This is a genomic window from Lapillicoccus sp. (genome assembly GCF_036559105.1).
Lineage (GTDB): Bacteria > Actinomycetota > Actinomycetes > Actinomycetales > Dermatophilaceae > Lapillicoccus.
In genome coordinates, this window is the sequence record NZ_DATBTV010000091.1 from 1 (window position 1) to 10946 (window position 10946).

At 70.7% G+C, this 10946-nt stretch carries 10 protein-coding genes and 1 pseudogene; 3 read left to right on the forward strand and 8 right to left on the reverse strand.

The features are described from left to right. The 3 genes from VIG79_RS11670 to VIG79_RS11680 all read right to left on the reverse strand — a co-directional run. On the reverse strand, nucleotides 1-716 hold a 716-nt coding region (locus VIG79_RS11670), incomplete at its 3' end, for a DUF4081 domain-containing protein (RefSeq protein WP_331885755.1). Between the two features lie 84 nt (nucleotides 717-800). Then, nucleotides 801-1349: a hypothetical protein gene (locus tag VIG79_RS11675; protein ID WP_331885757.1), complete on the reverse strand. Its 549-nt coding sequence runs from the start codon at nucleotides 1347-1349 to the stop codon at nucleotides 801-803. Next, nucleotides 1346-1966 (reverse strand): hypothetical protein, encoded by a 621-nt coding sequence (locus VIG79_RS11680; RefSeq protein ID WP_331885759.1) that lies wholly within the window; start codon nucleotides 1964-1966, stop codon nucleotides 1346-1348. The genes VIG79_RS11675 and VIG79_RS11680 overlap by 4 nt, the downstream gene beginning before the upstream one ends. A gap of 194 nt (nucleotides 1967-2160) precedes the next feature. On the opposite strand from VIG79_RS11680, the gene VIG79_RS11685 reads away from it, so the two are divergent. Both VIG79_RS11685 and VIG79_RS11690 read left to right on the forward strand, forming a co-directional pair. After that, complete coding sequence (locus VIG79_RS11685; RefSeq protein WP_331885761.1) at nucleotides 2161-2691, forward strand: RNA polymerase sigma factor; 531 nt, start codon at nucleotides 2161-2163, stop codon at nucleotides 2689-2691. After that, nucleotides 2688-3407 carry a hypothetical protein gene (locus VIG79_RS11690; RefSeq protein WP_331885763.1) on the forward strand — a complete coding sequence of 240 codons (720 nt, stop codon included), beginning with the start codon at nucleotides 2688-2690 and terminating at the stop codon, nucleotides 3405-3407. The genes VIG79_RS11685 and VIG79_RS11690 overlap by 4 nt, the downstream gene beginning before the upstream one ends. Before the next feature lie 15 nt (nucleotides 3408-3422). Here the strand turns inward: VIG79_RS11690 and ispG are convergent, their stop codons facing one another. From ispG to VIG79_RS11710, 4 genes are all read right to left on the reverse strand, one after another. Continuing rightward, entirely contained in the window at nucleotides 3423-4583 is a 1161-nt protein-coding gene (ispG, locus tag VIG79_RS11695; RefSeq protein ID WP_331885765.1) for a flavodoxin-dependent (E)-4-hydroxy-3-methylbut-2-enyl-diphosphate synthase, read from the reverse strand. A gap of 182 nt (nucleotides 4584-4765) precedes the next feature. Beyond that, nucleotides 4766-6109 (reverse strand): M50 family metallopeptidase, encoded by a 1344-nt coding sequence (locus VIG79_RS11700; RefSeq protein ID WP_331885767.1) that lies wholly within the window; start codon nucleotides 6107-6109, stop codon nucleotides 4766-4768. Next, the gene (gene dxr, locus VIG79_RS11705; protein WP_331885769.1) at nucleotides 6106-7320 is read right to left on the reverse strand and encodes a 1-deoxy-D-xylulose-5-phosphate reductoisomerase; all 1215 of its coding nucleotides are present in this window, start codon (nucleotides 7318-7320) and stop codon (nucleotides 6106-6108) included. Before dxr ends, VIG79_RS11700 begins: the two co-directional genes overlap by 4 nt. Then, nucleotides 7317-7802, reverse strand: a complete 486-nt coding sequence (locus VIG79_RS11710; protein WP_331885771.1) for a DUF2867 domain-containing protein — start codon at nucleotides 7800-7802, stop codon at nucleotides 7317-7319. Before VIG79_RS11710 ends, dxr begins: the two co-directional genes overlap by 4 nt. Nucleotides 7803-7854: 52 nt before the next feature. On the opposite strand from VIG79_RS11710, the gene VIG79_RS11715 reads away from it, so the two are divergent. Beyond that, entirely contained in the window at nucleotides 7855-8445 is a 591-nt protein-coding gene (locus VIG79_RS11715; RefSeq protein WP_331885773.1) for a TetR/AcrR family transcriptional regulator, read from the forward strand. Here VIG79_RS11715 and VIG79_RS11720 read toward each other — a convergent pair. Continuing rightward, nucleotides 8432-10946, reverse strand: a pseudogene (locus VIG79_RS11720) (hypothetical protein); the annotation flags it as partial. The gene VIG79_RS11715 and the pseudogene VIG79_RS11720 overlap by 14 nt on opposite strands.

A 10946-nucleotide genomic window follows, 5' to 3' on the forward strand; every position in this document is an offset into this window, starting at 1 on the left:
GTCGCCGCAGCCATCAGGTCCTCGGAGAGCCCGTGCCCACGCAGCCGGGGCGCCAGCCACACCCCCTGGATCTGCGCGGCGTCCACGGCCGCCGAGCCGACGTCGGCCTTGAACAGAACCTCGTCGCCCTCCACCCAGACGACCGTGTGGCGGTCGGCGATGAGCCCGGCGATCAGTGCTCGGTAGCCCCGCGAGGACCCGCGGTAGGGCGGGTACCCGATCTCGTCGGTGAACATCGCCGCCGCCGCCGGCATGACGATGTCCACCTCCTCCAGTCGGGCGAAGCGCACCCGGGGCTCTGCGGGGACCCCGAACTCCGCCGACGTCTGCGACGTCGCCATGAGGGGCTGGTGCGCCCGGACCGCCCGGGCACGGCCCCACGAGTGCTCCAGCACGCCCCAGAGGGCGAGAACCTGCTCGCTGGGGCCGAAGATCGACGCGCACCCCTTGTGCCACCGGCGGATCCGGGCGGCGAACGCCTCGGCGGTCTCCGCGTCACACTCGACCGGGACCACGTTCGCGGACACCCAGCAGAGGGAGCGCAGCCGGCCGCCGCTGCGGAAGCCGAGGAGGGACCCTGGCGCCGACCGCAGGGCACCTTCCTCGATCCGCGCGGCGACGAAGACGTTGGCGGCGGGGTTGCGGGCACACAGCTCCAGCGCCTCGTCGCGGTCCGCCGTGGTCAGGGCGCGCACGGGGGACTGGGTGCGCAGCACGGGTACAGCCTGCCGGTCGGCCCCGTCCGTTGTCGACCGCTATCCCCGGCGCGTCACCCGATCTCTCTGCGCGCCCTCGTCCCGTCAGGCCGCGACGGTGACGCTCGTCCTGGCCTCGGACGCCGCCGGCTCCCGGCGGCGCCAGGGACCGAGCGCGACACTGGTAGCCCATGCCGCCGTCGCCCCGAGGACCAGACCGCCGGCAGCGAGCACGAGCCGGTACACGTTCTCCGGGTACGGCGTGAGGGTCGTCTCGACCTCCTCCCAGCTGATCGCCACGAGAATGACGGGCGCCGACAGGACGGCCAGGGCGGCGACGAGCCGCGCGACCGGGCCTCGCCGCAGACCCCAGCCGCCGATGACCACCGCCGGGAACAACACCATGCCGGGGCTGAGGAACAACACCGGGACGATGAGGGCGAGCAGCCGCCACCAGCGACTGCCCCCGCGTCGCCGGGCGGCGTGGACGACGCCCAACGCGAGACCGATGACCGCCGCGGTGAGGACGATCGACAGGGTCCCGGCCCAGGTGAACTCCGGCGACGTGGAGATCAGCCGCATCCAGACCCGGGCGAGGACCCCCCACCCGGCACCCAGGGCGAAGCCCATGGCGGCATACCGTGCGGTCCTCATGACCAACGCACCGGCAGGCAGGCGAGACGGGCGCCGGCGGTGCCGTGGTCGTCGGTGTGCTCGGCGTGGAGGACGACCGCGCGGTCACCGGGCGAGGGCACGAAGGGCACGCGGGCGACGGCGACGGCATTCCCGCCCGGTCCCACGGTGACGTCGAGCCAGACCTCGGTCTGGTCGTTCACGACCGGAGGCACGACGCCGTTGACGGTGGACTGGTTGTAGTGCGGGCCGGCGGCAGCGCCGTTCCCGGCCACGCACGCGCCGGTATGCAGGTGCGCACCGTACGTGTGGCCGACCCCGTCGCGGCCGACTCCGGACACGACGAGGACGAACGTCGACGAGCCCCGGTGCGAGACGAACAACAGGCGGGCCTGGGCACCGTCGAGCGGGTCGCTGGTGGCGGGCTGGAGGTCGCGCAGCGGGCCCTGGAAGAGGTGGACCCCCTGCGAGCCGGTCGACTTCGCGGGGCCGGTGGCCTGGGCCTGGGCCGGGGCCGCGGTGGCGAGTGCGGCGACCGAGACGAGGCCGACCGCACCGACGGCGGCAAGGACCGCGCCGCGGGACGGCTTGGCCGCGGCGGACGTGGAGGCGTGGGTGTCGCGATGGGCGTTGGACATGACGAGACTTCCCCTTGGTGGGCAACAGGATCCGGTTCCGCCGGCCCAGATGGGCGGCGGGCACGGCTGATACCTGGACTGACGCGCGCGACCGGCGGACGGGTGACCGACCGTCGGCGACGGGAATCCGTCGTGTTGTCGTGTCACCCGGCGATGTCCCGTCTTCGTCTGTCGAAGTGATGGAGACTTTGGGTGTGGTGTCCTCCGGGACGACCGCAGGGCAGGAGGGCGTCGCGCCGGTCGACGCCCTCGTCGCCACGCTGTTCCGGTCCGAAGGGAGCCGGCTCGTCTCACTGGCGCGGCTGTTCGTCGACGACCGGACCGCCGCCGAGGACCTCGTCCAGGAGGCCTTCATCCGGCTGGCGCGTAGTGCCCATCGGATCCGCGACGAGGAGCGCGCGGCCGCATACCTGCGGTCCATCGTCATCAACCTCGCGCGTGACCACAACCGGCGCGGGCTGGTGTCCTTCCGTCATCGTCCGCCGGCAGCACCGGACGCCCCCTCGGCCGAGGAGTACGCGGCCGAGAGCGAGGGGCGCCAGGAGGTGGTCGAGGCGCTACGCGCGCTGCCTCGGCGGCAGCGCGACTGCGTCGCACTCCGCTACTACCTCGAACTCTCGATCCCCGACATCGCGGAAACGCTTGGTGTCTCGGCGAACTCGGTCAAGACCCACCTGCAACGCGGGCTGCGGTCCATGGCCCAGACCCTGGAGGCGAAGCAATGAGCGCGCCCGAAGACCGTTTCGGCGAGGCCGTGCACGACGCGTTGCACGACCGAGGCGAGACCCACCCGTCCGACGATCTCTTCACCCGCGTCGTCGACAGCATCGACGCGGACCGACAGCGCCGACGCCGTCGCCGCGGGAACGTCCTGCTCTGGCTGGCCGGTCTGACCCTCGCCACGATCGCCGTCCTCACCCTCACCCCCCGCAACGCCAAAGGAGTGTTGACCATGCCCTGGTGGGTCCTCGAGCTCGCAACCACCGCCGTCCTCATCGCGATCGCGCTGTGGCTCGGTCCGTTCATCAAGCGGTTCGGCCGCGCCTACGCGGCGGACGTCTTCCATGACAACCCGCTGACCGGGAAGAGCTACATCGTCCTCACCGACGTCGTGTACTACCTGATCTTCACGGCGTACATCTTCTTCACCGTGCACTTCGAACCGCCGGACGACTGGCGTTCCTTCATCGGCAACGTGACGCCGAGCCAGCTGCAGTGGGAGGTGGTGCGGGTCGGCGGGATCCTGCTCATCATCGGGATCCTGCACGGCCTCAACATCGTGCTGATGCCCGTGCTGGGGCGGCTGTTCTCCCTGAACCGGCGGTTGCCTCCCGGATCGGTGCCCCGGCGGCTGCAGTCCGAGGCATACCCCGAAGAGCGGTCGATCTACCGGCGGGCGGCCGAGCTGGAGCGGGAGGCCGACGACGACAACATGAGGTGAGCCGGGCTTTCGGGGTCAGCCGACGGTGACCTGGGGCGAACCGTGCTCGGCGGCCTCACCATCGCGCTCCATCGACTCGGCGATGCGCATCGCCTCCTCGATGAGGGTCTCCACGATGTCCTTCTCCGGCACGGTCTTGATGACCTCGCCGCGGACGAAGATCTGACCCTTGCCGTTGCCGCTGGCGACACCGAGATCCGCCTCGCGCGCCTCCCCCGGGCCGTTGACCACGCAGCCCATGACGGCCACGCGCAGCGGCACCTCGAGGCCCTCGAGGCCTGCGGTGACCTCGTCGGCCAGGGTGTAGACGTCGACCTGGGCGCGACCGCACGAGGGGCAGGAGACGATCTCGAGCTTGCGCGGCCGTAGGTTGAGCGACTGGAGGATCTGGTTCCCGACCTTGACCTCCTCGACCGGGGGTGCGCTGAGCGAGACCCGGATCGTGTCGCCGATCCCCTTGGACAGCAGGGCGCCGAAGGCGACCGAGGACTTGATGGTCCCCTGGAACGCCGGCCCCGCCTCGGTGACACCGAGGTGGAGCGGCCAGTCCCCAGCCTCGGACAGGAGCTCGTAGGCGCGCACCATGACGACCGGGTCGTTGTGCTTCACCGAGATCTTGAAGTCGTGGAAGTCATGCTCCTCGAACAGGCTGGCCTCCCAGACCGCCGACTCGACGAGGGCCTCCGGGGTGGCCTTGCCGTACTTCTGCATGATCCGCGGGTCCAGCGAACCGGCGTTCACGCCGATGCGGATGGAGACGCCGGCGTCCTTGGCCGCCTGCGCGATCTCCTTGACCTGGTCGTCGAACTTGCGGATGTTGCCCGGGTTGACGCGGACGGCGGCGCAGCCGGCGTCGATCGCGGCGAACACGTACTTGGGCTGGAAGTGGATGTCGGCGATCACCGGGATCTGACTGTGCCGGGCGATCTCGGGCAGGGCATCGGCGTCGTCTTGGCTGGGGCAGGCGACGCGGACGATGTCACAGCCGGTGGCGGTGAGCTCGGCGATCTGCTGGAGGGTCGCGTTGACGTCCGTCGTGGGCGTGGTGCACATCGACTGGACGCTGATCGGCGCGTCCCCACCGACCTCGACCTTGCCGACCCGGATCTTCCGCGTGAGCCGCCGAGGGGCGAGTACCGGCGCGGGGAGGGCGGGCATACCAAGCGAGACGGTCATGCCTCCAGTATCCCAGCCTCGGGACTGGCCGCGGTTCACCGGCCTGCAGCCCCATTCCCCGTGCGCGTCCGGCTGGAGTGATCGCCCCCGATGGGGGAGGGTTGTCCGCATCCCAGCACGGAGAACCCTCCCCGATCCGTCTCCGACGTCCGCCGGCCACAGCTTCCGCGGCGGGGCGTCCGCTAGAAGAGCTTGACCGGCTTGACGATGTCCGCGTAAATGAGCAGGGCCGACATGCTGATGAGGACCAGGGCCATCGTGTAGGCCACCGGCAGCGCCTTGGCGACGTCGACGTGACCCGGGTCGGACCGGCCGAGAATCCGGGCGCCGTTGCGCTTCAGGCCCTCCCAGAGAGCGCCCGCGACGTGTCCGCCGTCGAGGGGCAGCAGGGGGATGAGGTTGAAGACGAACAGGGCCATGTTGAGCGACGCGATGAGCGACAGCAGGGTCATGATCTTGGCCGTCGTGCCGTCCGCGCCGAGGTCGGCGGCCGCGATCTCTCCACCCACCCGGCCCACGCCGACGACCGAGATCGGTCCGTTCGGGTCGCGCTCCCCCGAGCCGAAGGCGGCTTGGACGACCCCGACCATCTTCTGCGGCACGTTGACGACGACCCCGGCGGTCGTCGTGAACTGGTTCCAGACGAACCCGGGCACCTGGAGGACCGTGCCCTTGACCAGCTCGCCGGTGGGCGTCGCGCCGAGGTAGCCGACCGTCTCCGTGACTACGTTGCCGTTGGCGTCGACCTTGACCTTGTCGTTGTCGACGTAGGCGGCCCGGCCCAGCGCGGCGATCGGTGCCGCGAGCGTGACCTGGGAACCACTCCGGTCGACGACCAGCGTCATCGTCTGACCGGCCGACTGCCGGATCAACGGCGTCACCTGGTCCCACGTCGAGACCGGGGTGCCGTTCACCGAGATGATGCGGTCGCCCTTCTGAAGGCCCGCAGCGGCCGCCGGCGAGGCGGGGTCACCGGGCACGCAGTCGGGTTGGGGCTTGGCGAGGGTCGGTGCGGCCGACGGGACACAGGTGGCGACGGTCGAGACCAGCGGTGTGGTGGTGGGCATGCCGTAGAGCGTGAGGATGCCGCCGAACAGGACGACCGCGATGAGCAGGTTCATGGTCGGGCCGCCCATCATCACGATGACCTTCTGGGGCACGTTGAGGCGGTAGAAGACCCGCTTCTCCTCGCCCGGCAGGACCTCGTCCATGGAGTCCTGCCGCGCCTGGTCCATGAGCTGGCTGAACCGGCCGGTGGACGACGCGCGCAGCTGGCCCTCGGGGTCACCGGGCTTCGGGGGGAACATCCCGATCATCCGGATGTAGCCGCCCAGCGGGACCGCCTTGACGCCGTACTCGGTCTCGCCCCTGCGTTTCGACCAGATGGTGGGCCCGAAACCGACCATGTACTGGGTCACCTTCACGCCGAACTTCTTGGCGGGTACCAGGTGGCCGATCTCGTGCAGGGCGATCGAGAGCGCGACGCCCAGGGCGACGACGAGCACGCCGATGATGTAGGCGATCACGCGGGGGTCCTTTCCAGACCGAGCACCGTACGCGCCCGGGTTCGCGCCCAGGCGTCAGCCCGTAGCACCGTCTCAACGTCCAAGTCGCCGCTGTTGATCCCGGCCTCGGGAGTCTGTGCGTGGTCGTCCACGACTCGGGCCACCGTGTCAACGATGTCGGTGAACCTGATCCGCCCGTCGAAGAAGGCCTGGACGCACTCCTCGTTGGCGGCGTTGTAGACCGCTGGGTAGGTCCCACCGGCCCGCCCGACCCGCTTGGCCAGGCCGACGGCGGGGAACGCGTCGTCGTCGAGCGGGAAGAACTCCCAGGTCGAGGCCTGCGACCAGTCGACCGGACGTGCCGCCCCGGGAACTCGCTCCGGCCAGGCCAGACCCAGCGCGATGGGCAGCTTCATGTCCGGGGGCGACGCCTGTGCCAACGTGGACCCGTCGACGAACTCGACCATCGAGTGGACCACCGACTGCGGGTGGATCACGACATGGATGCGCTCGAACGGGACGTCGAAGAGCAGGTGGGCCTCGATGACCTCCAGGCCCTTGTTGACCAGGGTGGCGGAGTTGGTCGTGATGACCGGTCCCATGGCCCAGGTGGGGTGGGAGAGTGCCTGCTCCGGCGTGACGTCGTGAAGCTCGTCCCGCCGCATTCCCCGGAAGGGCCCACCGCTTGCGGTGACGACGAGGCGCTCCACCTCGTCGGCCGTCCCGCCGCGGAGGCACTGGGCCAGGGCCGAGTGCTCGCTGTCGACGGGCACGATCTGACCCGGCTTGGCGGCCGCCTTCACCAGCGGCCCGCCGACGATGAGGGACTCCTTGTTGGCCAGGGCCAGCGTCGTCCCGGCGCCGAGCGCGGCGAGCGTCGGCGCCAGGCCGATGGAGCCGGTGATGCCGTTGAGGACGACGTCGACCGGGCGGCCGGCGAGGATGGCGGCGGCGTCGGGGCCGGCCAGCAGCTCGGGCCGGTAGGCGTCGTGCCCGGCCTCCCGTGCGGCCTCGGCCACTGCTGCGGCGAGGTCGTCGACGGAGCCCTGCGCGCACCCCACGGCCTCGACCTGTAGCTCCACGGCCTGACGGGCCAGCAGGGTGAGGTTGCGACCGGCGCTCATCGCGGTGATGCGGAACCGGTCGGGCGCGGCCTGAACGACCTCGATCGCCTGGGTGCCGATGGAACCGGTCGACCCGAGCAGGGTCACGGTCCGCGGCGAGGGGGTCACCCCCCGATTGTCCCACCTGCCAGCCGGTCGATCGCCCGTCTCGTCATGGATCGGGTGACGGGGTCGTGCAGGAACCGGACCGGCAGGAAGTAGGTGCGGCCGGCCCGGCCGTGGAACCAGACCGCCGTGGTCACCCACACGAGGCGCGCCTCGACGTCGATCCCGACCCCGGCGCGGAAGTCGAGATGGTGGTCCGGGTGGGCGATCAGCGCCTCATCGCCCTGGACCTCGCGGACCTCGAAGACGTCCCACGACTCGCGGGAGGCGCCGACCGCGGGCGCGAACAGCTGACGCAGTCCCATCAGCCCGGTCACCGCCGGCGGGACGCTGCGCACCGAGAAGATCTCGCGCGCCCACCGGGCGGGGTCCGTCATCCAGGTCAGTGCGTCGGGAATGGGCTCGACGACGACGTCCGCCCAGTCGGGTGGCGGCCGGTCGCGCAGCGCCAGTGAGGTGAACGAGGGGGCGTGAATGACGGTCATGGCTCTCCATACGGTGCCGTATGCTCCGGAATCCATACGGTACCGTATGGCGGTGGCCCCACGGAAGCCCCTGACCCGGGAGGACTGGACGGCGGCGGGTCTTGCGGCCCTGGTGGAGGGCGGCCCGGACGCCGTGGCGATCGAGCCGGTCGCCACGAGGCTAGGAACGACCAAGGGCTCCGGCTACTGGCACTTCACCGATCGGGCCGACCTGCTCCGCGCCGTCCTGGACCTTTGGGTCCAGGACAAGACGGTCCTCATCAGCGAGCGCGTCCAGTCCGGTGGCGGCACACCACGTGAACGGCTGCAGCACCTGCTCGGGATCGTCAGCCGTGCGGCCGAACACTCCCCCGCCGACATGCTGCTCGTGGCGAGCGCCGACCCGGACGTCCGGGCCGCCGTCGTGGCGGCCACGCAGCTCCGAGTCGCCTACGTGGAGAAGCTCATCCTCGAGGACGGCGTACCGGCATCGGAAGCCCGTTCCCGCGCGGCCCTGGCCTACGCCGCATACCTCGGGTACGCCTCACTGGCCTCGGCGGTGCCCGGACTCGTCCCCCACCGACCGGCGGACCGCCGCCGGCTTCAGGAGAGCCTCCTGGACCTGGCCCTGCCGGCCGAGCGACGCCAGGTCACCCGGGGTTGAGCGGTCTGAGGTTGCGCGGCACCAACGCGTAGCAGGGTGGCAGCTTCGGCTTGGGCCTCGGTGCGACCTTGTGCTTCGGCGGCGGGCACGGCTTCATCGACTTCTTCTTCACCGGCGGGCACGGCTTGGCCTGGGGCGGCGGGCACGGCTTGACGAGGACGCGGTAGTGAGTGACCGGCTTGAACACGCACGGCTTGGGCTTGCAGATGCACGACGCGGGCTTGCACAGGCACGGCTTCGGCTTGCAGAGACATGGCTTCGGTGCCGGCCTGCAGATGCACGGCACGGCCCTGGACGGCGCCGTGCAGGCACCGGCGGCACACGTGCCGCCGAGGTCCACGAAGCCGAGGAAGTCCATTCGCTGACCGGCGATGATGCTGATCGGCGGGATCGCGGAACTGCCGAGCTGAGCACCGAAGAGCGGACCGCCGGGGCGCGTCACGCCGGTCTCGTCGAAGGGTGCGGTGAAGGACTGGTCAGCCCCGCCGGCCTTGCCCAGGGCGAGGACGAAGGCGGCGATCGCGGGTGTGTAGAACCGGTTGACCACCGGAGCGCCGCCCCAGCCGAACGGCACGACGAAGAGGTCGTTGTCGCCGGTCCAGTCGAACAACCGCGCGCGCCCGGTGGCGGCGATGAGGACGTCGCGGCCGGCGCCGCCGTAGGCGAAGACCGGGTCGGCCCACGCCGCTGGCTCGGGGTGTTGGTTCCGGCCGGCGTCGACCTCGAGGTTCTGCGAGGTCTGGAGGAGGTCGTCGCCGAGCCCGCCGAACAGCCAGTTGGTGTTCGTGCCGCCGACCAGCCAGTCGTTGCCGAGGTCGCCGAAGACCACGTCACACCCGTCGTCGCGCTTGACCGGCTGGCCCTTCGCGTCGAAGACCGTTGCACCCGACGCGGTCTCAGTGAACGGGGTGAAGGCGAGCAAGAACTCGACCTTCTGCCCGGATGGGCAGGTTCCGTCGAGACCGACGCCCTTGGTGCCGTCGGTACAGTCGTAGACCTTCGACCGCGGGTCGTTGACGTTGAAGGAGGCAAAGCTTCGAGTGCCCGCGTCGTAGCCGAGCGGGTCGGTCGGGTCGACGCCCCAGGCCGCAAGGATCTGGTCCTGCGGGATCGCCGAGTAGTAGAAGGCCAGTGCCTCCGCGCCGGAGAGCGCGTCGTCGCCCTCGTTGCCGTGCATCCAGTCGTTGCCGAGCCCGCCCCAGGCGATGTCGGCATAGCCGGGAGCGGTCTCGACGGCGGGGTATGCGAACAGCCGTGCCTCGCGGAACAGCATCCCCTTGGGGAACAACGAGGCGACGGTGCAGAGGTCGCACAGGGCGACGGTGGCCGAGTTGTTGGCGGTGGCGCCCCAGAGCGGCTCGGCCAAGCCGTTGCGGCTGGTCCGGAAGAAGCCGTCGTCGCCGATGATCCCGTCGTCGCCGGCTCCGCCGTAGATGCGGTCGTTGCCGGTGCCGCCGATGATCGTGTCGTCCTGGCCATCGCCGAAGAGGACGTCGTTGCCCACCTCGCCGAGGATGAGGTCGTCGCCGGCCTCGCCGTGGATGAGATCCGCCTGCCCGCGGTCCCCGGCCGACGCGGACCCCGGTGTGTAGTCGAGGGTGGCCCACGACCGCACGACGATCCGCTCGCCGAACGGCGCCGGGGTGTAGTTGTCGTAGGCGAAGGCGAGGAACCACCACGGCACCTTGGGCGCGCCGTTGGCGTCGAGCGCCGCGGATCCGAAGGCGCCGACGATGCGGTAGAGGTTCCCGTTGTCCCCGAGGATCGCGTCGGCGTCGTGCGCGTGACCGGCCGGACCGAGATCGCCCAGGTCGTCGCGCCCCGTCAGGGTGCCCGCGCCGCCGTAGATCGTGTCGACGCCGTTGAGCCGTTGGGTCGCCTCGGTGAGGCCGAACATCGACGAGCTGCCACCGACGAGGTCGTCCTGGCCGATGTCACCCCAGATGCTGTCGTCGCCGCCGTTGCCCTCGACGTAGTCGTCGCCATCGGTTCCCTCGCCGGCCCAGATGGGGACCGACGTCCGCGGGTCGATGACGGTGTCCCGTGTCATGACGTTGACGGTGACCCGGCCGAGGTCGTCGATGGCCGACGCGTCACCTTGGATCCAGTCGTTGCCGAGCTGGCCGAACAGGACGTCGTCATTGGCGCCGCCCGCCATGTCGGAGTCGGAGAAGGTCTGCGGGTCGGTCCCGTCCATGTCGTACAGCTGCACGAAGCGGGCGTGCGTCCCGCGCGGGTCGTTCTGGTAGCCCAACGTCGTGCAGGAGCCGGGCACGAGTCCGGACGGGTCGAACCACTCGCACGGCAAGGTGCCCGTGTACTCCGAGCCCGCGACGTCGGTCCACCCCGTGACCGGGCTGATGAGGGTGTTGCCGCTCAGCGCCCGGAAGCGAGGCCCGGCCGTCGAACCGGTGCGCAGGATCGTCGCATTGTCCCCGGCGAGGACGTCGTTGCCGCTGCCGCCGTCGAGGAAGTCGCCGTAGGTGCAGTCGGCGTCGGTG